Genomic DNA, 23,516 nt, shown 5'->3' with positions numbered 1-23,516 from the left:
CGCGGGCGCGCGGGTCACCGGCCGCGGGCCGCGCCGGTGGCGGCCGGGTTCAGTCGAGCGCGTCGCCGACCAGCGCCAGGCACTGGATGACCGCCAGACCGAACTGCGCGTTCGCGTTGGTGCTGAGGTCCGCCTCGTCGACCGGGTTGAGGACGGCCGGCCCGTCGACGCGGACGCTGTCGAAGGGGTGGCCCTGCGGGTAACCGGCGTGACCGCGGCGCAGCTCCGCCCACGCGCGCTGGGCGAGCTCCGCGTCGTCCAGCTGGTTCGCGGCGTAGGCGGTCGCGCGGGAGTACGCCTGGCGCAGGTTCAGGTTGCCCCAGTCGGAACCGGAGACCGCGGCCTGCTCCTCCTTCGTCGCGTTGTACAGGCGGCAGAACTCGACCCACTGGTCCCTCACCTGCGGGTCGTCGATCAGCTCGACGAGTTCCGTCATCAGCTCGATGAGCCCGAAGACGGAGCTGAGGCTGCCGACGGAGACGCTGGGTTCGGTGGCGGAGGAGAACCTGCCGTCGGCGAGGTCGTAGGTGATGTCCCCGCCCTGCGCCCAGCCGTTCGGCAGCGCCGCGATGGTGGTGGCGCCGTTGATCAGCTTGGTGCGGGCGATCGGGTCCCCGTTGCGCTCCCACTCGGCCAGCCACGCCATCGCCAGCGCACCCCAGTCGGTGGTCTTGCTGACCGCGAGGGCCGCGGGGTCGGGCTCGTAGGCGCCCTCCCGGATCTTGCGGGCGGGGTCGAGGGTGAGGAAGGTCTCGTCGGCGTCGATCAGGTCGTGCATGAGGTCGCCGACGCGCTCGTCCGCGGTGAGGAAGTAGTAGAACCGGCGGTAGCCGGCGTTGCTGATGCGGACCTGCTTCGCGCTGTCCGCCCAGTGCTGGACCCCGTGCCGGGTGCCCAGGCCGGCGAACCTGCCGAGGTGGTAGACGTCGACCTCGCCGGTGTGCCGGGTCATCGCCTCCGCGAAGCGGAACGCGGCCGCGTCACCGGTGCGCAGGTAGTGGTACCAGAGCCAGGAGTCGGTCGACAGCTCGGAGTTGTCCCAGGCGTAACCGCCGACGTCGTAGCGCCAGACGTGCCGGACCGCGTCGTAGCTGTGCATCACGTCGCCGTAGTCCCAGAACCCGTACCAGGAGCGCTGGTCGACCTGCTCGCGGTGGTAGCGGTGGATCTTCTCCAGCTTGTCCTCCAGCTCCACCTTGGCCGGGCTGGAGCGGTCCACCGGGGACCACGCGCCGAACACGCCGGCGGAGCGGTTGTGCTGCGGGCTCGACGCCAGCAGCGGGGGTGTGGCGTTCGCCTCGGCGAGCCGGCTGAAGCGCTCGGCCGTCGGGGTGGCCTCCAGCGCCCAGAAGGTCATCTCGGTGGTGCGGGCGATGCCGTGGGGCGTGCCGAAACCCGGCTCGTAGTCCTCGTAGGTGATCTCCAGCGCGTCGAGCTGCTCCTCGTACGTGTCCTGCCCCATGCCGTCGTGGTAGAAGCGCAGGTCCATCGCGGCCGCGCGCGGCGACCACGCCCACACCGTCGCGGTGGCCTCCTCGCCGGCCGCGCCGCTGACCTCCAGCTCGGTCGGGTGCAGCTGCCAGAAGTTCCGCATCCCGAAGGCCAGGCCCCCGGTGGGCGAACCCACGTACCCCAGGCCCCTCGCCCGGCCGCCCCCGTCGACCTTGATCCACGAGCGCCCCTTGCCGGTGCGCTTGTGGACCTCGAACCCGTGGGCGTTCAGCTGGTGCAGGCTGTAGTCGCCGAACGCGGGGATCCACTGCAGCCGCGAGGTGACGCGTTCGTCCCACGTGTCCGTGGGGGGTGTGGCCCGCCCCTCGTACTGGGCCTGCTGCACGGCCGCGCCCGGGTCGCGGCGCAGGCCGGTGATGCCGCGCACGGCCTCGGCCAGCACGCCCTCGTCCTGGCCGGCGAAGCGGACGTGCCGGTCGTGCAGCTCGCCGCGCACGGGCACCGTGAACCGCACGCCGAGACCGTTGATGAAGTCCTTCTCCGCGTCGCCGTCGAAGACGACGCTGTGCACGAGGCGGACGGCGTCGGAACCGGCGTACAGGTAGAAGCGCACCACGAACGGCAGCCAGCCCTTCCCGCCCCTGCCGTGCTTGCCCGTGACCTTGACGACCGCGCGCACCGGCCCGTCCTGCTCGACCTCCACGGACTCCACGACACCGGCGGAGGACTCGGATCCGACCTTCTTCGCGCCCTCCGTGCTCGGCTCGTCCTGGCGGGAGGCGACCAGCCGGCCGTTCCGGGCGATGACGGTGCCGCCGCGCTCGATGGACTTGACGAGCTCGTCGCCGTCGCGGGCGAAGGCCACCCGGACCACACCGGTGTCCACGGTGACCGCGCCGCCGCTGGTGCGCACGGTCAGGGGGCGCGCGGGCGCCTGCGGCGTTCCCGGCGCCAGGCGGTAGCCCTCGCCGCGCGGGGCGGCCGAGCTGCTCGCGTGGGCGGTCCACTTCACCGACCCGTCCGGCCACCAGCCCGTGGGCCAGGTCTGCACCGGGACCGCGTCGCCGGACGCGGTGGTCAGGGAGAACTGCTGGTCCGGCGCGAGGGCGCCCCGGGGCCACGGCACCCCCCACGTGGTGCCGCCGGCGAGCTCGGCCGGGGCACCGCCCTCCAGCCAGCGCAGGTCGACGGGGTCGTGCCCCTTCGGGACGAACGGCGGGGCAGCGGTGGCCGCGGCCCGGGCGCTGCCGGGCTGAGCGGCGGTCAGGGCGGCCCCGCCGGCGGCCGAGGCCAGCACGGTGCGTCGGGTGAGGTGGACCACGGTGTTCAGCTCCTTGAGTGACGAGCACAGGACGGTCGTGCTGGACGGGTGACGAGTCGACCGAGGGACCCGGTCGTGGCGGATCGCCGGCCGGCGGAGGGGTCGCCGCACGGTCACGGCCCCTGCTCCTCCGCAGTCGGCCTCGTCGCTCGCTGTCGGTGCACCGGGGTCGCCGGGTGCCAGGTCATCGTGTGATCCGCCCGCCCACCGCCGGGGGAAGCGGACAAAAGCGGTCAGCGCACCCGGCGGCGTCCGACCGGGCCCCCGGCGGCCCCGCCCTGCACGTTCTTGTCCGTTCGCGGCGGCCGGGCTGCCGGGTTCCGTCAGCATCGGCCGAGGACTCGACCGGTCCGCACCGTCGTCACGAAGGAGTGACCGCCATGCCCCGCACCGACCGTGGGACGAGCACCCCGGGCGCCCGCGACGCCCGGCCGCGCCGGCCGCTGAGGTCGGCGGCGACCGCAGCGGCCGCCCTGCTCGGGGCCGCGTCGATCGTCGCCTCCGGGCCGGCGTCCGCCGCCGGCCCGGAGGACGGACGCGGGTACCGCCCGGCACCGCAGCCCGACCGCGCCCTGCTGAGCGCCTGCACCGGCGAGGCGCCGGTGGTGTGCACGTACGACCTGCCCCCCGGGCACTACGACGTCACGGTCCTGCTGGGCTCGCGCCGCGAAGCGGCCGCCACCCGGGTGCTGACCGAGGCCCGCCGCCTCCTGTCCGAGCAGGTCGACACCGGCCCCGGGCAGCTCGTGCGGCGCACCTGGACCGTGGACGTGCGCACCCCGGAGGGGCAGCAGAACTCCTCCCCCGACCGCGGCGAGCCCGGGCTGACGCTCACGTTCGACGGCCCGGCGCCGGCGGTGGCCGGCATCGGCATCGCCGCGGCCCCCGAGCGGAGCACCACCCGGCTCTTCCTGATGGGCGACTCGACCGTCACGGACCAGGAGGACCCGCCGTACACCGGGTGGGGGCAGCACCTGCCGCGCTCCTTCCGACACGGCGTGTCGGTGGTGAACCACTCCGGTTCCGGCGAGAGCACGGTCTCCGTCCTGGCCGACCCGCGGATGTTCGCGTCCCTGGTGCCCCAGCTGCGCCGCGGCGACGCCGTCCTGGTCCAGCTCGCCCACAACGACAAGGGGACGACCGCGGAGCAGTACCGCCGGAACCTCACCACGATCGTCGAGCAGGTGCGGGCGAGGGGGGCGACCCCGGTCCTCGTGACGCCGATCGTGCGGCACAGGTTCACCGGCGACCAGCTCAACCCCACCGGCCTGATCGTCAACGGCCTGGGCGTGGACCTGCCCGCGGAGGTGCGCGCCACGGCGGCGGAACTCGACGTGGACCTCGTCGACCTGACCGCGATGAGCGAGGGGCTGGTCGAGGGGCTGGGCCGCGTCGAGTCCGAGACGCTCTACCTGTACCGCGTCAACGGCGACCGGACCCACACCTCCGAGCACGGCGCCACGGTGTACTCCGCCCTCGTCGCCGGCGCGCTGCGCGACCTCGGCCTCGTGCCGGACAGGTACTGGGCGACGCCCTGACCCCCGGAGCCCCCGGCGGCGCGAACCCTACTGCTGCAGGCGTTCTCCGCCACCGGGGGCCGCGGGACGGGTTCAGTCGCGGAACAGCGCCGAGTAGGCGTTCAGCGCGGGCTGGCCGCCGAGGTGGGCGAACAGCACGTTCGCGCCCACCGGGATCGTGCGGTCGCGCACCAGGTCGATGAGCCCGGCCATCGACTTGCCCTCGTAGACGGTGTCGAGGATGACGCCCTCCAGGCGCCCCACGAGCCGGATCGCGTCGAGGGTGGAGGCCACGGGGACGCCGTACAGGTCGCCCGCCCAGCCCTCGAGCACCTCGATCTCGTCGTCGCGCAGGTCGCGGCCGAGGTCGATGAGGTCGGCGGTGCGGCGGGCGATGCGCTCGACCTGCTCGCGCGTCTCCTGCAGCTTCGCGGAGGCGTCGATGCCGATGACGCGGCGGGGGCGATCCTGGGCGGCGAACCCGGCGATCATCCCGGCGTGCGTGGAACCGGTGACCGAGCACACCACGACGGTGTCGAAGAAGACGCCCAGCTCCTCCTCCTGCCGACGGACCTCCTCGGCCCAGCGGGCGAACCCCAGCCCGCCGAGGGGGTGGTCGGAGGCGCCGGCGGGGATGGCGTAGGGCGTGCCGCCGGCGGCGCGCACGTCCTCCACGGCCCGCTCCCAGCTCGGCTTGAAACCCACCCCGAACCCGGCGGGGTCCAGGCGCACCTCGGCGCCCGCGATGCGCGAGAGCATGATGTTCCCGACGCGGTCGTTGAGGGGGTCCGGCCAGTCGACCCAGTTCTCCTGCACGAGGACGGCCTTCAGCCCCAGGTGCGCGGCGACGGCGGCGACCTGGCGGGTGTGGTTGGACTGGTACCCGCCGATGGAGACGAGGGTGTCGGCGCCCTTCGCGAGCGCGTCCGGCACGAGGTACTCCAGCTTGCGGGTCTTGTTGCCGCCGTAGGCGAGGCCGGAGTTCACGTCCTCGCGCTTGGCCCAGACGCGCGCCCCACCCAGGTGGGCGGTCAGCCGGTCCATGGGGTGCACGGGGCTCGGCCCGAAGGTGAGCGGGTGGCGGGGGAAGTCGGCCAGGGCCACGGAGGGTCCTTCCACGGGGACGAGGAGCGTGGTGTGCAATATGTTGCACACCGCAGGTTCTGGTCAAGGCGCCGGCCGTAGCATCGGCGCGTGCCCGTCCCCACCACCCAGGGCGTCCACCGCCGCGACCTGCTGCGCGACCGCGTCCACGCCTCCCTGCGCGACGCCATCGTCGACGGCACCCTCGCTCCCGGTGAGCAGCTGCGCGACGCCGACCTCGAGGCGTGGCTGGGCGTCAGCCGCACCCCCATCCGCGAGGCGCTGCAACGCCTGGAGCAGGCGGGACTGGTCACCACCCGCCCCGGCCGCTCGACGACCGTGACCCCCATCGACTCGGAGGCCACCCGGCACGCCCGGCAGCTCGCCGCCGGCCTGCAGGAGCTCGCCGTGCGCCTGGCCGTGCCGCACCTCACCGGCGAGGACGTCACCACCATGCGCGAGGCCAACAGCCGCTTCGCGGCCGCCCTCGCCGCCCAGGACACCGCGGCCGCTCTCACCGCGGACGACGACTTCCACGCCGTCGCCCTGCGCGCCGCCGGCAACCCGCTGGTCCGCGCGCACTTCGAGCAGGTCTCCCCCCTGCTGCGGCGCGTCGAGCTGCGCCGCTTCGGTTCCCGCGCCGGGCACGCCTCCGTCGAGCAGCACGAGCGCGTCGTCGAGGCGTGCGCCGCCGGGGACGTCGAGGCCGCCGCCCGCGCCGTGCGGGAGAACTGGCACTCCCTCGAGGAGGGGTGAGCGCCGCGCGGCGTGCTCAGCCGGCGGGCGTGACGGGCACCATCGCCGAACGGGCCTTGTCCCAGATGCGCGGGTGGTGCTCGGGGTAGCGGGTGGCGAGCAGTTCGCGGACCTGCTCGAACGTGAGGCCGGGGTCCGCCACCCGGTGCTCACCGGACTCCTCGAACCGGTCCTCGGCGAAGCAGTAGGCGACCTGGTCGAGGGAGTTCATCTGCCGGACCGTGATCAGCTCGTCCACCAGGACGTCGGCGGCCAGGAACTCCTCGCCCCTCGCCTCGTCGGTGAAGGTGTACCGGTTGCCGCCGTCACCGCCGTCGTGGGCGACCAGGCCGAAGCTCTGCCCGTGGCGCAGCAGGTCGCACGACCAGGCGACGCGCCCGCCCGACTCGTCCTCGCGGTAGCCGCTGACGCTGTACCGCTGGTGGGGGTGGCTGACCGGCACGGGCACGACGGACCGCCCTCAGCGCAGGCCGGCGGCCCGCTCGGCGGACTCCACCACGTTCGTCAGCAGCAGCGCCCGCGTCATCGGCCCCACCCCGCCGGGGTTCGGGGCCACGAACCCGGCGACCTCGGCGACGTCGAGGGCGACGTCCCCGGTGAGCTTCGGCTTGCCCGTGACCGGGTCCGGCACGCGCGAGACGCCCACGTCCAGTACGGCCGCACCGGGCTTGACGAGGTCCTTCGTCACCAGACCCGGCACGCCCGCCGCCGCGACCACGACGTCGGCGCGGCGCAGGTGGGAGGCGAGGTCCCTCGTGCCGGTGTGGCACAGCGTCACCGTGGCGTTGGGGTGCCGGCGGGTCAGCAGCAGCCCGATGGGCCGCCCGACCGTGACGCCGCGACCCACCACGACGACCTCCGCGCCGTCCAGGGGGACGTCGTGGCGCAGCAGCAGGTCGATGACCCCGCGCGGCGTGCACGGCAGCGGGGAGGTGATCTCCTCGCGCACCCGCAGCACCAGCCGGCCCAGGTTCGTCGGGTGCAGGCCGTCGGCGTCCTTGTCCGGGTCCACCATCTCCAGGACGCGGTTCGCGTCGACGCCCTTCGGCAGCGGCAGTTGCACGATGAACCCGGTGCAGTCCGGGTTCGCGTTCAGCTGCGCGATCTCCGACTCGATCTCGCCCTGGGTGGCGTTGGCCGGCAGCTCCACCTGGATCGAGGAGATGCCCACCTCGGCGCAGTCGCGGTGCTTGCCGCGCACGTACGACGCCGAACCGGGGTCGTCGCCGACCAGGACGGTGCCCAGACCCGGCACGACGCCTCGCTCGCGCAGCACCGCCACGCGCTCGGTCAGGTCGGCCTTCACCGCGGCCGCGGCGGCCCTGCCGTCGAGGACGACCGCGCTCACGCGAACGTCTCCGCGGCCGGGTACAGCGGGAAGCGCTCGGTGAGCTTCGCCACGCGCGCGCGCAGCGCCTCGGCGTCGAAGGTCGGCTTCAGCGCCTGCGCGATGACGTCGGCGACCTCGGTGAACTCCGCCGCGCCGAAACCGCGCGTGGCCAGCGCCGGGGTGCCGATGCGCAGGCCGGAGGTGACCATCGGCGGGCGCGGGTCGAACGGCACCGCGTTGCGGTTCACGGTGATGCCGACCTCGTGCAGGCGGTCCTCGGCCTGCTGCCCGTCCAGCTGCGACTCGCGCAGGTCCACCAGCACCAGGTGCACGTCGGTGCCGCCGGTCAGGACGGACACGCCGGCCTCCTTCGCGTCGGCCGCGGTGAGGCGCTCGGCGATGATCTTCGCGCCCTCCAGGGTGCGCTCCTGGCGCTCGCGGAACTCCTCCGAGCCGGCCACCTTGAACGCCACGGCCTTGGCGGCCACCACGTGCATGAGCGGGCCGCCCTGCTGGCCGGGGAACACCGCCGAGTCGACCTTCTTCGCGAACTCCTGCCGGGTCAGGATCAGCCCGGAGCGGGGACCGGCGAGCGTCTTGTGCACGGTGGAGGTCACCACGTGCGCGTGCGGGACCGGCGAGGGGTGCAGCCCGGCGGCGACGAGGCCGGCGAAGTGCGCCATGTCCACCATGAGGTGGGCGCCGACCTCGTCGGCGATCTCGCGGAACGCGGCGAAGTCCAGCTGGCGCGGGTACGCCGACCAGCCGGCGATGATGAGCTTGGGCCGGGCGGACAGCGCGGTGGCGCGCACGACGTCCATGTCCACGCGGAACGTCTGCGGGTCCACCCCGTAGGCGGAGACGTCGTACATGCGGCCCGAGAAGTTGATCTTCATGCCGTGGGTGAGGTGACCGCCGTGGGCCAGCTCCAGGCCCAGGATGCCGTCGCCGCCGCGGATGAAGGCGTGCATGGCCGCCGCGTTCGCGCTGGCGCCGGAGTGCGGCTGCACGTTGGCGTGCTCGGCGCCGAACAGCGCCTTCGCGCGGGTGCGCGCCAGCTCCTCGGCGACGTCGACGTGCTCGCAGCCGCCGTAGTAGCGCTTGCCGGGGTAGCCCTCGGCGTACTTGTTCGTCAGCACCGAGCCCTGCGCCTGCAGGACGGCGCGCGGCGCGAAGTTCTCGCTGGCGATCATCTCGAGGGTGTCGCGCTGGCGGCCCAGCTCGGCGTCGAGGACCGCGGCGATCTCCGGGTCGACCTCGGACAGCGGCCGGTCGGTCACCCCGGCGGGCGCGGTGGGGGTGGGCAGGACGTCGGTCACGTATCGCTCCTCTGGCTCGGGCGGCGGTGGCGACGCGAGGCCCAGGCGGACGACCCCGTGAACGGCGGGCGGGTCCGCTCCGCGGGCCGCCCGTTGCCGCTCCCCGGTGGTGACCACCCTCGCCAGTCGCGGCAGCGCCAGCCTAGCCCAGCGGCCCGACGGCCCGGTGCGCCCTTCAGCGCCGGGCGGCGGCCTCCAGGACCGTGCGCATCTTCGCCGCCGTCTCCCGCACCTCGGCCTCCGGGTCGGAGCCGGCGACGATGCCCGCCCCGCCCAGGATGCGCAGCAGGTTGCCGGCGACCTCCGCGCAGCGCACCCCCACGACCCACTCGCCGTCGCCGTCGCCGTCCTGCCAGCCGACCGCGCCGGCGTAGCAGCCGCGGTCCACCTCCTCCACCTCGCGGATCACCTGCGCGGCGGCGCCGCGCGGGGACCCGCCGACGGCGGGCGTGGGGTGCAGGGCCGCCACCAGGTCCACCGACGTGGTCTCCGTGTCGTTGAGCAGGGCGGTGATGCGCGTGGCCAGGTGCCACACGGTGGGGGTGGCCAGCAGCTCCGGCTCCGGGGCGCTGACGGTGCGGCACAACGGCCGCAGCGTCTCCACGACGGCCTCCACCACGTAGGCGTGCTCGCGGCGGTCCTTGTCGGAAGCCATCAGGGCGTCGGCGCGGCGCAGGTCCTCCGCCGGCTCCGGCGAGCGCGGCACCGACCCCGCCAGCGGGCGCAGCAGCACGCTCGGGCCGCGGCGGCGCAGCAGCAGCTCCGGGCTGGCGCCCACCAGCCAGCGCCCGCCGGGGACCGCCGGGTCGTCCACCGGCACCGCGAGGGTCGTGGCGGCGGGGTTGCGCGCCGCCAGCTCGGCGACGAGCTGCGGCACCGACCAGTCCCCCAGGGCCGTCAGCTCCAGCGAGCGGGCCAGCACGACCTTCTGCACCTCGCCGGCGTCGATGCGCTCCAGGGCCGCGCGCACGCTCGCCGCGTACCGGGCCGGGGTGGGCCACGGGCGGCTGCGGGCCACCGTCACCCGGGCCGGCAGGCGCCCGGCGGTGGGCGTCAGCGGCCCCGGGGTGCGCACCGCGGGCCCCACGCGCAGCGCACCCGGCGCCGCCAGGTCGAAGGGCACCGCCCCGGCGACGAGGACGCCCTCCGGCTCGCCCTCCAGCGCGTGGACGGTGCGCCCCAGCTGCTCGGCGCCGGAACCGCCGGGCACGAGCGGACGCGGCCCCGTCTGCACCAGGGTGCTCTTGGCGTCGGAGAAGACGGTGGCGCCGGCACGCAGCGCGAGGACCGCCGCGGCGGGTTCTGGCACGCGCCCACCCTAGGCTTGCCGGTCGTGAGCGCACGCCCGAGGGTCCTGACCCTGTCCTGCCCCGACCGCCCCGGCATCGTCCACGCCGTCACGGGCTCCCTCGTGGCGCTGGACGCCAACATCACTGAGAGCCAGCAGTACGGGGACCCCGACACCGGCCTGTTCTTCATGCGCGTCGCCTTCGACGCCGCCGCCAGCGACGAGGCGCTGCGCGAGACGGTCGGGGTGGTCGCCGCCCGCTTCGGGCTGACGTGGGACCTGCGCGACGCCGCCGAGCGGGTGCGCACCCTCGTGCTGTGCTCCAAGCAGGGCCACTGCCTGAACGACCTGCTCTTCCGGCACCGCTCCGGGGACCTGCCCGTGGACGTGGTGGGCGTGGTGTCCAACCACACCGACCTGGCGCCGCTGGCGGAGTTCTACGGGGTGCCCTTCCACCACGTGCCCGTGACCACCGGCGACGCCGCCTCCAAGGAGGCCGGCGAGGCGCGGCTGCTGGAGCTGGTGGCGCAGCTGGACGTGGAGCTGGTGGTGCTGGCCCGCTACATGCAGATCCTGTCCGACGCGCTGTGCCGCGAGCTGTCGGGACGGGCCATCAACATCCACCACTCGTTCCTGCCGAGCTTCAAGGGCGCGCGCCCCTACCACCAGGCGCACGCCCGCGGCGTGAAGATCATCGGCGCGACCGCGCACTACGTGACGGCCGACCTGGACGAGGGGCCGATCATCGAGCAGGAGATCGAGCGGGTGGACCACCGCCACACGCCCTCCGAGCTCGTGCGCCTGGGCCAGGACGTCGAGGCGCGCACCCTGGCGCGCGCGGTGCGCTGGCACGCCGAGCACCGCGTCCTGCTCGACGGGCACCGCACGGTCGTCTTCCGCTGATGCACCCGGCCACCACCGCTTCAAGGCCGGGCGCCGGAATGCCGACTGCTGAGCGGTGAGCACTTCGTCCAGGCGGCCGGCCGGTCGCGCGCGCCACCTGCTCGCGCCCCTCGTCGTGGTGGTGCTGCTCGCCGCGGCGGGGGCGCTGCTGCACCGCACCTTCCGCCACCTCTCGTGGGCGGAGCTGAGCGGTGACCTGCTGGCGCTCGGTCCGGGCGTCCTGCTCGCCGCCCTCGCCGCGACGGCGATCTCCTACCTGGCGATGACCGGCTACGACGCGCTGGCGCTGCGCTACGTCGGGCACCCCCTGCCCTACCACCGCTACGGTCTGGCGTCCTTCGTCGCCACCGCCTTCGGCAACAACCTGGGTGCCTCCGCGGTGGTGGGGGCGGCGTTGCGGGCCCGCGTCTACTCCCGGTGGGAGGTCCCCGCCTCCGCCATCACCCGGATCATCGGCTTCAACCTGGTCACCCTGGCGCTGGGCGCCGCGGTCCTGGCCGGCGGCGGCATGGTGCACGACCCGGTCGCGGCCGCCGAGGCGCTGCACCTGCCCGCTGCCGCGGTCCTGGTCGCCGGGTCGCTGATGCTGGCGTCGGTGGTGGGCTACCTCGTCCAGGCCGGCACCGGGCGCGCGGTCCGCTGGCGCGGCCGGCGCGTAGACCGGCCGTCCCGCCGCCTGGCGGTGGCGCAGGTCGTGCTGTCGACGTTCGAGTGGCTGACCATGGCCGCGGCCCTCCACGTCCTGCTGCCCGCCGAGGGCAGGATGCCGTTCCTCGCGTTCGCCGTGGCCTTCTCGATCGCGACGCTCGCCGGGCTGGTGTCCAGCGTGCCCGGGGGGCTGGGGGTCTTCGAGACGTCGCTGGTGGTGCTCATCGGGTCGACGACCTCGCCCGCAGGGCTCGCGGTGGCGCTGGTGGCCTACCGGATCTGCTACTTCGCGCTGCCGCTGCTGCTGGCGGCCGTGCTCCTCCTCGCGCACGAGGCCCGCCCGGTCGCGGCGGCGCCGGGCGCGGCCGGCACCGCTGCGGCGGCACCCGCGACGCCCTGCGCACCGGTGCTCGCCCCGTCGACGTCCTCCGCGCGCACCTGGTCCGCACGCGCCTCGTCCGTGCTCACCCCCTCCGTGCTCGCGCTGGGCGTCGCCGCCGCCGGGGTGTTCATGGTGGTGGTGGGGGACCTCCCGGGCCGCCGGGAGCTGGACCTGTCGGCCGTCACCATCAGCCTGGCCGGGCTGGCCGCCCTGCTCACGGCCCGCGGTCTGCACCGGCGGCTGAAGGCCGCCTGGGCGGCCACCCTCGTGCTGCTGGCCGGCGTCACGGCGGTCGCCGCCGCTCACGGCGACCTGGCGCTGTCCGCGGTGACCGCCGCGCTCGCCCTCCTGCTGGTGCCGGCGCGCTCGGCGTTCCACCGCGGCGCACTCCTCGCCCGGCCGCGGAACCCGCTCTGGCCGGCGACCGCGGCCCTGCTGGTCGGGACGTCCGTCTGGTGGCACGAGTTCAGCGGTCTCGGCTGCGCGGTCGACGCGCCCCTGTGGGTGGCGTCGTTCTCCGGCGACACGCCGGGAGCGGACCGGCTCGTGATGGCCGCGGGCGCCGTCGGCGTCCTCATCGGCGGGCGCCGCACCTTCTGGCCGGCGCCCCCCGGCCCGGGGGCCCCGGACGACGACGAGGTGGCCCGGGTGGCGGACGTCGTCGCCCGCTGGGGGCGCTGCACCTCGCACCTGGCCTTCACCGGCGACAAGCGCTTCCGCTTCAGCCCGCACGGCACGGCGTTCCTCATGTACCAGGTCCAGGGGCGCAGCTGGGTGGTCATGGGGGACCCGGTCGGGAACCCGGCCGACTTCCCGGGGCTGGTCCGGGACTTCCTCGCGGAGGTCGACCGGCACGGTGGCCGGCCCGTCTTCTACAACGTGCTCGACGACCACGCCGACCTGTACCGCGAGAGCGGGCTGAGCCTGGCCAAGCTCGGGGAGGAGGCCGTGGTCCCGCTCGCGGACTTCACCCTCAGCGGCAGGGCCCGGACGAATCTGCGCAACTGCCGCAACAAGTCGCAGCGCCTGGGCCTGACGGTCGAGGTCGTCGCGCCCGAGGGCGTCGCGCCGCTGCTGCCCGCCCTGCGCGAGGTGTCCGACGCCTGGCTCACGCACCGCAACGGCAAGGAGAAGCGGTTCTCCCTGGGCGCCTTCGACGAGGAGTACGTCCGCCGCTTCCCGCTGGTCGTGGTGCGCCGGGAGGAGCGGATCATCGCCTTCGCGACCCTGTGGATCGGCGGGGACGGCCGGGAGGTGCAGGTCGACCTGATGCGCCGCATGCCCGACGGGCCCCGCACCGTGATGACCTTCCTGTTCGTCGAGTGCATCTCGTGGGCCAAGGAGAACGGCTTCACGTCGTTCAACCTGGGGATGGCCCCCCTGTCGGGACTGCGGACCGACGCCACCGCCCCCTCCTGGGACCGGCTCGGGCACCTGCTGTGGACCCGCGGCGAGAGGTTCTACAACTTCAGGGGCCTGCGGACGTTCAAGCAGGGCTTCGAGCCCCGGTGGCGGACCTGCTACGTGGCCGCCCCCGGCGGGCTGGCCCTGCCGAGCGCGATGAGGGACGTGGTGACGCTGGTCGGCGGCGGGATCCGCGGGGTCGTCCGGGGCTGACCCGGCGTCGGTGAGGCGGCGGCCCGGCTCACCGCGACCGGTGCGGCCGTGGCCGACGGTCAGCCGGGAGCGGGGCGGGAACGACCCCCGCCCGCGGGCCGGACGAGGTCGAGCACGCGGTCGGCGGCGTGCCCGTCCTCGGCGTGGCAGAACGTCTCCCGGAACGCCGCGTACCGGTCGGCGAACCGCGAGCGCACCCCGTCCAGGTCCGCGAGGGCGTCGAGGACCTCCTCGGACTCCGCGACCATCGGCCCGGGGGCGATCTCGTGCGGGTCGAAGTAGAAGCCGCGCAGCACGTCGCGGTAGCGGTCCAGGTCGTACACGTAGTAGACGATCGGCTTGCCCGTGACCGCGAAGTCGAACTGCGTGGAGGAGTAGTCGGTCACCATGGCGTCGGCGGCCAGGTAGAGGTCGCTGATGTCGGGGTGGAAGGACAGGTCCAGCACGCCGGGCACGTCCAGGCCCTGCAGGGCCGCGGAGACCATGTAGTGCAGCCGCAGCAGCAGGACGTGGCCCTCCCCCAGCCGCTCGGTGAAGCGCTCCAGGTCCAGGGCGAGGCGGAAGTCCGGGCCGTCGCCGAACTTGTCGTCGTCGCGCCACGTCGGCGTGTAGAGCACGGCGGTGGTCCCCTCGGCGATGCCCAGCTCCGCGCGCACGCGGGTGCGGCGCTCCTGCGCGTCGGGAGCGCTCAGGGCGTCGTTGCGCGGGTACCCGGTCACGTGCACCGGGCCGGTGAAGCGGAACGCGCCCGTCAGCGGGCCCGTGCTGGCGTCGTTCGGGGACAGCAGCAGGTCCCAGCGCGCCACGTCGCGGTCCAGGCGGTCCAGGCGGCCCTCCGGCGCGAACAGGACGTCGCGGTGGATGCGCTTCAGGGGCGTGCCGTGCCACGTCTGCAGGTACGTGGTGCCGGGGCGCTTGTCCCAGTCGAGGTCCAGGTGCGTGTTGGAGACCACCAGGTCGGCGTCCTGGAGGGCCTCGACCGCACCGGGCGAGTCGATGTCGACGGTGGCGGTGCCCGCGGGGAAGCCGTGCGCGTGGGCGGGGGTGGACAGCCACAAGTGCTCCACGTCGCGCTCGCCGCGCGCCAGCAGGCGCTGGTGCAGCGCCCGCGGGTTGTCCGAGTACCGCCCCTCGAAGCTGTGGTAGACGATCTTCACGCCGTCCCCCCGCCGGTCGTGGCCGGCCCCAGCCGCAGGCGGTCGACGTCGATGCTGTCGGCGCGCACCAGGTCGTCCTCGAAGTCGACCTCGACGACATCGAAGTCCGAGACGTCCACGGGCGCCACCCGCACCCCCCGGGCGACCGCCGTCTCCAGGCCGCGCTCGAAGTAGTCGGTGTCGGCGCAGGCCCGCAGCTCCTCCACGAGCACCGCCTTGTCGGCGGCGGAGACGAAGTTGATGCCGACCGCCTCGCCCAGGCCGCCGGTGACGGTCTTGGACAGCTCGCGGACGAAACCCTCCGCGTCGACGGTGTACTTGACCTCCTCCTCGCCCACGGCGGCCGTGTTCACGCACACGAAGGTCTCGTCGCGCTCCAGCCACGGCTGCACGGTGCGCAGCACGCGCGGGTCGAAGACGACGTCGCCGTTCATCCACAGCACCCCGCCCGGCTGGGAGGTGCTCAGCGCGCGCAGCAGGCTCTTGGAGGTGTTCGTGGAGTCGAACAGCTCGTTGTAGGCGAACAGCAGGTCCGGGTGGGCCTCCATCACGACCATCGCCTTGAAGCCCACGACCACCGTGATCGGCACGTCCACGCCGAGGACGGCGCGGACGTTGTCGACCTGCTGCTGCATGATCGTGCGACCGTCGCGCAGACGGGTCTGCGACTTCGGCAGGGGCCGGCCGAGCCGGGTGCCCAGCCCGGCGGCGAGGATCACCACCTGGACGCCGCGGGGCCCCGGGGCCCAGGGGTCCGCGACGGGGGTCGTCTCGCTGGTCGGGTCGTGGGTCACGGTCGCACCTCCGGGTGGTTCAGGACGAGATCGAGGACGCGGTCGGCGGCGCGACCGTCCTCGGCGTGGCAGAACGTCTCCTGGAACAGCTCGTAGCGCTCCTTGGAAGCGACCCGCAGCTCCTCCGGATCCTCCACCGCGTCGAGGACCTCCTCGGAGCGCGCGAGGACCGGGCCGGGCGCGATCCCGTGCAGGTCGAAGTAGAAGCCGCGCAGCACGTCGCGGTAGTGCTCGAAGTCGTAGGTGAACGACACGATCGGCTTCCCCGTGATCGCGAAGTCGAACATCGCGGAGGAGTAGTCGGTCACCAGGACGTCCGCGGCGAGGTAGAGGTCGTTGATGTCCGGGTGGTGGGAGACGTCCACGACGCCCGGCACGTGCAGGCCGCGCAGCGCGTCGGGCACCAGGTAGTGCAGGCGCAGCAGCAGCACGTGGCTGCCGCCGAGGCGCTGCGCGAACCGCTCCAGGTCCAGCCGGAGGCGGAAGTCCGGCCCGTCGCCGAAGCGGTCGTCGTCGCGCCACGTCGGTGCGTACAGCACGGCGGTGCGGTCCTCCGGCACGCCCAGCGCGGCGCGCACCCGCTGCCGGCGGCGCGCGACGTCGGGGACGAGCAGGGCGTCGTTGCGCGGGTAGCCGGTCACCGGCACGGGGCCGGTGAAGCGGAACGCGGCGCGCAGCGGCACGGCGGCGGCCTCGCTGGGCGCGAGCAGCACGTCCCAACGGGTGATGTCGTCGTCCAGGCGGGACATGACGTCCTCGCCCTCCGGCTGGGTGGAGCGCGCGTCGCGGTGGATGCGCTTCAGGGGCGTGCCGTGCCAGGTCTGCAGGTACGTGGTGCCGGGGCGCTTGTCCCACGCCGGCAGGTGGTTGTCGGCGACCACCAGGTCGGCCGCCTCCAGGGCGGCGAGGGCCTCCGGAGTGCCCAGCGGGGCCGTGGCGGTGCCCGCCGGGAAGCTCCCGGCGTGCTGCGGGCCGGCCAGCCAGACGTGCTCGGCGTCGACGTCACCGCGGGCCAGCAGTCGCTGGTGCAAGGCCCTCGGGTTGTCGGAGTAGCGTCCTCCGAAGCTGTAGTAGGCGATCTTCACGGTGTTCCTGTCGTTCGGGGCGGGACGAGCCGGCGGCCGGCCCGCCCGCGGCGGGACCCTCATGATGCCCGCTCAGCCGTGCCCCGGGAGCCGCTCAGACCCGGCGGAGCAGCGCGCTCAGCCGTTCGGGCAGGTCAGCGGACGCGCCGTGCGCCCGCGCCCACCCCGCCGCACCGCCCTCGTGGGCGTCCCAGACGTCCAGCACGGCGTCCAGGGCCGCGGTGGGGGCGGTGAAGTACTCCTGCGGCAGGGTGGCCAGGTCCACGCCGGTGGGCAGCGGCGAGGCGGCCACCAGCCGGCGCAGCACCTCCGGCAGGTGCCCGGTGGTCAGCGCGAAGTCCGCCAGGACCGCCGTGCGCGGCACGTCCACCAGGCGCAGCGCCAGCGCCACCACCACCCCGGTGCGGTCCTTCCCGGCGGCGCAGTGCACCAGGACCGGTGCGGGGCCGGCGGCGACGAGCTCCACCGCCCGCAGCAGGCCGGTGCCCGGTTCGAGCATCCCCAGGTACACCTCGCGCAGCGGCGGCGGGTCGCCGGCGGCCGCGGCGGGGTCGCCGGCGCCGTCGAGCAGCTCGACGGGGTGCACCCGGGTGCCCTCCCCCAGGAGGGGGTGGTCGCCGGCGGGCAGCTCGGCGGCCGAGCGCAGGTCCACCACCGTCGCCGGCGGCCAGGAGGTCACCTGCGCGGGGGCGCCGTCGCCCGCGAGGGGCTGCGCGCTGCGCCACAGCACGCCCGGCTCCAGGCGCGGGTCGCAGTGGGCGACGTCGCGCAGGTTCGCGACGGTCTCCACCGGCTCGGGCCCCGCCGCCTCGAGCGGCGCGGCGGGTCCGGGGGCGCCGTGCATGAGCTCGGCCAGCTGCGGGTCCAGGGGTCGGTGCGGGGGGTTCACGCGGCCGATGGTGCTACGCCGGGCCCCGGGCGCGCGAGGGCCCCCCGCACCCCGGTGGGGGTGCGGGGGGCTCCCGCAGGGGGCGCCGCGGGCTCAGGCCAGGCGGGCGCGCAGGTTCTCGTCGAGGGTGGCGAGGAACTCCTCGGTGGTCTGCCACTCCTGGCCCTCGCCGACGAGCAGCGCGAGGTCCTTGGTCATCTTGCCGCTCTCGACGGACTTGATGACGACGTCCTCGAGGGTCTCGGCGAAGCCGGTGACCTCGGGGGTGGAGTCCAGCTTGCCGCGGTGCGCCAGGCCGCGGGTCCACGCGTAGATCGACGCGATCGGGTTGGTCGAGGTGGGCTTGCCCTGCTGGTGCTGGCGGTAGTGGCGGGTCACGGTGCCGTGCGCGGCCTCGGCCTCCACCACGGAGCCGTCCGGGGTGGTCAGCACGGACGTCATCAGGCCCAGGGAGCCGAAGCCCTGCGCGACGGTGTCGGACTGCACGTCGCCGTCGTAGTTCTTGCAGGCCCACACGTAGCCGCCCTCCCACTTCAGGGACGCGGCGACCATGTCGTCGATGAGGCGGTGCTCGTAGGTGATGCCCGCCTCGGCGAACTTCTCCTTGAACTCGGTCTCGAAGACCTCGGCGAAGATGTCCTTGAAGCGGCCGTCGTACGCCTTCAGGATCGTGTTCTTCGTGGACAGGTACACCGGGTACTTGCGCGCCAGGCCGTAGTTCAGGGAGGCGCGGGCGAAGTCGTAGATGGAGCTGTCGAGGTTGTACATCGACAGCGACACGCCGGCGCCGGGGGCCTGGAAGACCTCGTGCTCGATGGGCTCGGAGCCGTCCTTGGGGGTGAAGGTCACCGTCAGGGTGCCCTCGCCGGGGAACTTGAAGTCGGTGGCGCGGTACTGGTCGCCGAAGGCGTGGCGGCCGACGATGATCGGCTTGGTCCAGCCCGGCACCAGGCGCGGCACGTTCGAGATGATGATCGGCTCGCGGAAGATGACGCCGCCGAGGATGTTGCGGATCGTCCCGTTGGGCGAGCGCCACATCTTCTTGAGCCCGAACTCCTCCACGCGCGCCTCGTCGGGCGTGATCGTGGCGCACTTCACCCCGACGCCGGCCTTCTGGATGGCGTGCGCGGCGTCGACCGTCACCTGGTCGTCGGTCGCGTCGCGGTGCTCCATGCCCAGGTCGAAGTACTGCAGGTCGACGTCCAGGTAGGGGTGGATCAGCCGGTCCTTGATGAACTGCCAGATGATCCGGGTCATCTCGTCGCCGTCGAGCTCGACGACCGGTCCCTGCACCTTGATCTTGGCCACGTGCGCTCTCCTCCTGAGAAGTGGGCCGGCCCGCTGCGGGACGGCTTCGTCTCGGCTTCGTCTCGACGTCAAGCTACCGGGCGCCACCGCCCGCGGCGCCACCCCCCGCGCCGCCGTTCGGGCCGCGGGGCCGGAGGCAAGTACGCTGCCGACCCGTGAGTGGTCCCGACGCGCCCGTGCACGACCCCGCCCCCACGGACCCCGCGGCCCCGGACCCGCGCAGCACCGCCGGCAAGCTGGCCGAGCTGCACCGGCGCGCCGACGCCGCCGTCGCCGCGGCCGACGAGCGCGCCGCGGCCCGCCAGCACCCGCGGGGCAAGAAGACCGCCCGCGAGCGCATCGCCGCCCTGGTGGACGAGGGCTCCTTCGTGGAGCTGGGCGGCTTCGCGCGCTCGCGCGCCACGGCCTTCGGGATGGCGAGCAAGCACGTCGACGGCGACGGCGTCGTCACCGGCCACGGGACGGTCGACGGGCGCCCGGTGGCCGTCTACGCGCAGGACTTCACCGCCTTCGGCGGCTCGCTGGGCGAGGTGCACGGCGCGAAGATCGCCCACCTGCAGGAGTGGGCGGCGACGAACGGCTGCCCCGTGGTCGGCATCAACGACGGCGGCGGGGCGCGCATCCAGGAGGGCGTGGCGTCCCTGGTGCAGTACGCGCGGATCTTCCGCCGCAACGTGCACGCCTCCGGCGTGGTGCCGCAGATCTCGCTGATCGCGGGGCCGTGCGCGGGCGGGGCGGTGTACTCCCCCGCCCTGACGGACTTCACGGTCATGGTCGACGGCACCAGCCACATGTTCGTCACCGGCCCGGACGTCATCCGCACCGTCACCGGCGAGGACGTCGGCTTCGAGGAGCTGGGCGGCGGGCGCACCCACAGCACCCGCTCGGGCGTGGCGCACCACCTGGCCGAGGACGAGGACGAGGCGTTCGGCTACGTGCGCGACCTGCTGTCGTTCCTGCCGAGCAACAACCTGTCCGAGCCGCCGGTGCTGCCCGCGGAGGACGCCCGCGGCCTGGAGGTCGACGAGCACGACCTGGAGCTGGACGTGCTGGTGCCGGACTCGGCGAACCAGCCGTACGACATGACCGCGGTGATCGCCGCGGTCGTGGACGACGGGGAGCTCCTGCAGGTCCACGAGCTGTTCGCCCCCAACGTGCTCACCGGTTTCGGGCGGGTGGAGGGCCGCACGGTCGGGATCGTCGCCAACCAGCCCTCCCAGCTGGCGGGCACGCTGGACATCGACGCCTCGGAGAAGGCGGCGCGCTTCGTGCGCACCTGCGACGCGTTCAACGTGCCGGTGCTGACGTTCGTGGACGTGCCCGGCTTCCTGCCCGGGGTCGGCCAGGAGCACGGCGGGATCATCCGCCGCGGCGCGAAGCTGCTGCACGCCTACGCGGAGGCCACGGTGCCGCTGGTGACGGTGATCACCCGCAAGGCGTACGGCGGCGCGTACATCGTCATGGGCTCCAAGGAGATGGGCGCGGACCTGTGCCTGGCGTGGCCGACCGCGCAGATCGCGGTCATGGGCGCGCAGGGGGCGGTGAACATCCTGCACCGCGGCACCCTGAAGCAGGCCGCTGAGGACGGCGCCGACGTGGAGGCCCGCCGGGCCGAGCTGATCACCGAGTACGAGGACGAGCTGGCCAACCCGTACGTGGCCGCCGAGCGCGGTTTCGTCGACGCCGTCATCGCCCCGTCCGAGACGCGGGTGCAGATCGTGCGGGCGCTGCGGGCGCTGGCCACCAAGCGCGCCTCGCTGCCGGCGAAGAAGCACGGGAACATCCCCCTGTGAGCGCACAGCCGATCGCCCCCGAGCCCGACCCCTCGCCCGAGGCGGTCGCGGTGAACCTGCTGACGGCCCTGCGCATCGAGCGCGGCCACCCGGAGCCGGAGGAGCTGGCGGCGCTGACCGTCGTCCTGACCCGGCTGACCGCCGCGCCGGTCGCGCCCCCGCCGCCGGCACCGCACTCGCGCTGGGCGGACCGCCGCCACGCGCTGGGGCTGCCGCCGGCGCCCGGCCCCGGCGGCTGGCGGGCCAGCGCGCTGCCGAGGTGAGCGCCGGGTGAGCGCGAGGTGAGCGCACCGGCCCCCCGCCCGCGGGGCGCGGTGCGCGTCGTGCACGCCGCCGACGTCCACCTGGACTCCCCGCTGCGCGGCCTGCGCCGCCTGGGCGACGACGCGGTGGCGGCCACGCTGCGCGCCGCCACCCGCGGGGCGCTGGAGCGCCTCGTGGGGCTGTGCGAGGACAGCGGTGCGGACGCCCTGCTGCTGGCCGGGGACCTCTACGACGGCACCTGGCACGACTACGCCACCGGGCGGTTCTTCACCCGGCAGGTGCAGCGGCTGGCCGACTCCGGCGTCCGGGTGTTCGTGGTCTCCGGCAACCACGACGCCGAGAGCCAGATCACGCACTCCCTGACGCTGCCGCCCAACGTGCACCGCCTGTCCGTCGACGCGCCGGAGACCGTCGTCGACGAGCACCTGGGCCTGGCCGTGCACGGGCAGGGGTACCGCACGCGCGCGGTCTCGGCGAACCTCGCGGCCGGCTACCCGGGCCGGGTGCCCGGCGTGGTGAACGTGGGTCTGCTGCACGCCACCGTCGACGGCAGCCAGGGTGAGCACGAGCGGTACGCGCCGTGCTCGGTGGCGGACCTGACGGCGCTGGGCTACGAGTACGTCGCCCTGGGGCACGTGCACGCCCGCGAGGTGCTGGCCGAGGGCGCGACCACGGTGGCGTACTCGGGCAACCTGCAGGGCCGGCACCCGCGCGAGACCGGCGCGAAGGGCGCCTACGTGGTGGACCTGGTGCCCGGCGAGCAGGCGCGGCTGGACTTCCACGCCCTGGACGTGGCGCGCTGGGAGTCGCTGGACGTGGACGTCACCGGTGCTGCGGACGTCGCGGAGGTCGCCGGGGCGCTGCACCGGGAGATGGTCGGCGCCCGCGAGGCGGCCGGGGACCGGCCCGTGGTGGTGCGCGCGCGGCTGCACGGGCCCACCGCGGCGGCCGCGGCCCTCGCCGACGGCGAGCGGCTGCGCCAGGAGGCGGAGCAGGCCGCCGAGGCCGCCGGGGTGGTGCTGGAGCGGGTGGACTCCCGCGCGCGGGCGCCGCGCGCCGGCGGCGGCGACGACCCCGAACTGCTGGAGGCGGTGCGCCGGGCCGCGCAGGCGCTGGCGGGCGACCCGACGCTGACGCAGCACGTGCGGGGGGTGCGCAACGACGTGGGGCGGCTGCTGAAGGAGGCGGACCTGCTGGACCTGGGCGACCCGCGCGCGCTGCGCGCCCTGGCGGAACGGGCCGCGGAGGACCTCGCCACCCGCCTGTCCGGGGGTCGCTGATGCTGCGGCACGTGCGCCTGGCGCCCTACGGCGCGTTCGAGACGGCCGAGATCGCCCTGGGTCCGGGCCTGACGGTCGTGGTGGGACCCAACGAGTCCGGCAAGTCCACGCTGCTGGCGGCGGTCTCGGACCTGCTGTTCGGGTTCGAGAAGAGCCCGCGGTACGCCTTCGCGCACGCCCGCGCCCGGCTGCGGGTGCACGCCCGCTGGGACGACGGCAGCGGGGCCCGGGAGCTGGTGCGCTCCTCGCGCGGGCTGCTGGAGGGCGGCGGGGACGAGCCGGTGCCGGCGCCGTGGGCGCAGGACGGCTGGGACCGCGCCGCGTGGGCGCAGCGCCTCGGCCTGGACCACGAGCGGCTGCGCGCGGGGGGCCGGCTGGTGCTGCGCGGCGCCGGGGACCTGGCGGCGCTGGTGTTCACCGCCCACCACGGCAGCGGCGCGCAGGAGCTGCTGGAGTCGCTGGACGCCGAGGCCGAGCGGCTGTGGCGCCCGCGCGGCCGGTCGGCGCTGAAGGACCACCTGGCGGCGGTGGAGTCGCTGGACGCGGACCTGGCCCGCACGGCCGTGCGCGCCGGGGAGGTCGAGGCGGCCCGCACCGCGCTGGCCGCAGCCCGGGAGGCGTCCGAGCGGGCGCTGGGGCGCTGGCGGGACGAGCGCACGCAGCTGGAGACCGCCGAGGCGCGGGCGCGGCTGGCGCCGCGGGTGCGCGCCGCGCTGCGCGCGCGGGAGCGGGCGGCGGAGCTGTCGGCCCTGCTGGCCGGCGCCGGTGGCGCCCTGGACGCGGCCGCCGTGGACGCCCACGAGGCAGCCGCCGCCGCCCGCGACGGGGCGGCGACCGCGCTGGCCGAGCTGGAGCGACGGGCGCAGCGGCTGACCGCCGACCGCGCCCGCTGCACCGTGGAGGGCGACGTCCTCGCCGCCGGTGAGGAGCTGGACGCCCTGCTGGCCGCCCGGCAGGCCCGCGCGCAGGACGCGGCGGAGGCGGCCGACGCGCGCCGCGAGGCCGCCGACGCGCTGCGCGGGGCCCGGGCGGCGCTGGCGGAGCTGGGTCCCGTCCCCGACGGTCCGGACGAGGACGTCGTGCCCGCCGCGCTGCAGCGCCTGCGGGTGCCGGCCGACCGCGCCGCGGACCTGTCGGCCCGCGCCGAGGCGTGCGCGGAGGCCGACGCCGACCTGGCGCGCGCGGAGGAGGAGCTGGCGGCGGCGCGCGCTGCCGCGGCGCGCGGCACCGCCGCCGCGGACGTCGCGGAGGCCGACGCGGCGCTGCTGCGCGAGCTGGTGAGCACGGCCGAGCGGGAGGGGTCCGGACCGCGCGCGTGGCGGGCGGCGCT

At 74.9% G+C, this 23,516-nt stretch carries 19 protein-coding genes; 8 read left to right on the top strand and 11 right to left on the bottom strand.

Annotated elements, in window-relative coordinates; all coding sequences use genetic code 11:
- Positions 1-49 precede the first annotated feature (49 nt).
- A complete protein-coding gene (locus tag MN205_RS06990) occupies positions 50-2,773 on the bottom strand; it encodes a hypothetical protein (protein ID WP_242125665.1) in 2,724 nt (907 codons plus the stop codon).
- A gap of 380 nt (positions 2,774-3,153) precedes the next feature.
- On the opposite strand from MN205_RS06990, the gene MN205_RS06985 reads away from it, so the two are divergent.
- Positions 3,154-4,311 (top strand): rhamnogalacturonan acetylesterase, encoded by a 1,158-nt coding sequence (locus tag MN205_RS06985; RefSeq protein WP_242125663.1) that lies wholly within the window; start codon positions 3,154-3,156, stop codon positions 4,309-4,311.
- A 72-nt stretch (positions 4,312-4,383) separates the two neighbouring features.
- Here the strand turns inward: MN205_RS06985 and MN205_RS06980 are convergent, their stop codons facing one another.
- Positions 4,384-5,394, bottom strand: a complete 1,011-nt coding sequence (locus MN205_RS06980; protein ID WP_374115873.1) for a 1-aminocyclopropane-1-carboxylate deaminase — start codon at positions 5,392-5,394, stop codon at positions 4,384-4,386.
- Positions 5,395-5,484: 90 nt separating this feature from the next.
- On the opposite strand from MN205_RS06980, the gene MN205_RS06975 reads away from it, so the two are divergent.
- Positions 5,485-6,129: a GntR family transcriptional regulator gene (locus MN205_RS06975; RefSeq protein ID WP_242125658.1), complete on the top strand. Its 645-nt coding sequence runs from the start codon at positions 5,485-5,487 to the stop codon at positions 6,127-6,129.
- Between the two features lie 16 nt (positions 6,130-6,145).
- Here MN205_RS06975 and MN205_RS06970 read toward each other — a convergent pair whose 3' ends face one another.
- From MN205_RS06970 to MN205_RS06955, 4 genes are all read right to left on the bottom strand, one after another.
- On the bottom strand, positions 6,146-6,577 hold the full coding sequence (locus MN205_RS06970; RefSeq protein WP_242125656.1) for a hypothetical protein: 432 nt from the start codon (positions 6,575-6,577) through the stop codon (positions 6,146-6,148).
- Positions 6,578-6,589: 12 nt separating this feature from the next.
- A complete protein-coding gene (locus MN205_RS06965; RefSeq protein WP_242125655.1) occupies positions 6,590-7,477 on the bottom strand; it encodes a bifunctional methylenetetrahydrofolate dehydrogenase/methenyltetrahydrofolate cyclohydrolase in 888 nt (295 codons plus the stop codon).
- Positions 7,474-8,778, bottom strand: coding sequence for a serine hydroxymethyltransferase (glyA, locus tag MN205_RS06960; RefSeq protein WP_308220246.1), 1,305 nt, complete (start codon positions 8,776-8,778; stop codon positions 7,474-7,476). Before glyA ends, MN205_RS06965 begins: the two co-directional genes overlap by 4 nt.
- A gap of 175 nt (positions 8,779-8,953) precedes the next feature.
- A complete protein-coding gene (locus MN205_RS06955) occupies positions 8,954-10,087 on the bottom strand; it encodes an isochorismate synthase MenF (RefSeq protein WP_242125653.1) in 1,134 nt (377 codons plus the stop codon).
- 24 nt (positions 10,088-10,111) lie between these two features.
- Here MN205_RS06955 and purU point away from each other — a divergent pair, with 24 nt between their 5' ends.
- Together purU and mprF are read left to right on the top strand one after the other, a co-directional pair.
- Positions 10,112-10,969 (top strand): formyltetrahydrofolate deformylase, encoded by an 858-nt coding sequence (gene purU, locus MN205_RS06950; RefSeq protein ID WP_242125650.1) that lies wholly within the window; start codon positions 10,112-10,114, stop codon positions 10,967-10,969.
- Between the two features lie 55 nt (positions 10,970-11,024).
- On the top strand, positions 11,025-13,616 hold the full coding sequence (mprF, locus tag MN205_RS06945; protein WP_242125648.1) for a bifunctional lysylphosphatidylglycerol flippase/synthetase MprF: 2,592 nt from the start codon (positions 11,025-11,027) through the stop codon (positions 13,614-13,616).
- 59 nt (positions 13,617-13,675) lie between these two features.
- Here mprF and MN205_RS06940 read toward each other — a convergent pair whose 3' ends face one another.
- From MN205_RS06940 to MN205_RS06920, 5 genes are all read right to left on the bottom strand, one after another.
- Positions 13,676-14,773 carry a CDP-glycerol glycerophosphotransferase family protein gene (locus MN205_RS06940; RefSeq protein ID WP_242125646.1) on the bottom strand — a complete coding sequence of 366 codons (1,098 nt, stop codon included), beginning with the start codon at positions 14,771-14,773 and terminating at the stop codon, positions 13,676-13,678.
- Positions 14,770-15,492, bottom strand: a complete 723-nt coding sequence (locus tag MN205_RS06935; protein ID WP_374115872.1) for an NTP transferase domain-containing protein — start codon at positions 15,490-15,492, stop codon at positions 14,770-14,772. The genes MN205_RS06940 and MN205_RS06935 overlap by 4 nt, the downstream gene beginning before the upstream one ends.
- A 71-nt stretch (positions 15,493-15,563) precedes the next feature.
- Entirely contained in the window at positions 15,564-16,652 is a 1,089-nt protein-coding gene (locus MN205_RS06930; protein WP_242125643.1) for a CDP-glycerol glycerophosphotransferase family protein, read from the bottom strand.
- 94 nt (positions 16,653-16,746) lie between these two features.
- Complete coding sequence (locus tag MN205_RS06925; protein ID WP_242125641.1) at positions 16,747-17,541, bottom strand: tyrosine-protein phosphatase; 795 nt, start codon at positions 17,539-17,541, stop codon at positions 16,747-16,749.
- Between the two features lie 93 nt (positions 17,542-17,634).
- The gene (locus tag MN205_RS06920; protein WP_242125639.1) at positions 17,635-18,849 is read right to left on the bottom strand and encodes an NADP-dependent isocitrate dehydrogenase; all 1,215 of its coding nucleotides are present in this window, start codon (positions 18,847-18,849) and stop codon (positions 17,635-17,637) included.
- A 155-nt stretch (positions 18,850-19,004) separates the two neighbouring features.
- Here MN205_RS06920 and MN205_RS06915 point away from each other — a divergent pair, with 155 nt between their 5' ends.
- From MN205_RS06915 to MN205_RS06900, 4 genes are all read left to right on the top strand, one after another.
- Positions 19,005-20,642: an acyl-CoA carboxylase subunit beta gene (locus MN205_RS06915; protein ID WP_242125635.1), complete on the top strand. Its 1,638-nt coding sequence runs from the start codon at positions 19,005-19,007 to the stop codon at positions 20,640-20,642.
- A complete protein-coding gene (locus tag MN205_RS06910) occupies positions 20,639-20,905 on the top strand; it encodes an acyl-CoA carboxylase subunit epsilon (RefSeq protein WP_242125633.1) in 267 nt (88 codons plus the stop codon). The genes MN205_RS06915 and MN205_RS06910 overlap by 4 nt, the downstream gene beginning before the upstream one ends.
- 18 nt (positions 20,906-20,923) lie before the next feature.
- Positions 20,924-22,186, top strand: a complete 1,263-nt coding sequence (locus tag MN205_RS06905; RefSeq protein WP_242125631.1) for a DNA repair exonuclease — start codon at positions 20,924-20,926, stop codon at positions 22,184-22,186.
- Positions 22,187-22,197: 11 nt separating this feature from the next.
- Positions 22,198-23,516: AAA family ATPase (locus MN205_RS06900; protein WP_242125629.1), on the top strand; the 1,319-nt coding region annotated here is incomplete at its 3' end.

This window comes from Kineococcus sp. TRM81007 (assembly GCF_022669155.1).
Classification (GTDB): Bacteria; Actinomycetota; Actinomycetes; order Actinomycetales; family Kineococcaceae; genus Kineococcus.
Note: the sequence above shows the minus strand (reverse complement) of the source record. Positions and strands in the feature narration are given on the sequence as shown.

What these genes read in the sequence shown, in the direction of transcription:
- MN205_RS06985 (WP_242125663.1), top strand. Translation starts at nt 3,154, where the DNA reads ATGCCCCGCACCGACCGTGGGACGAGCACCCCGGGCGCCCGCGACGCC.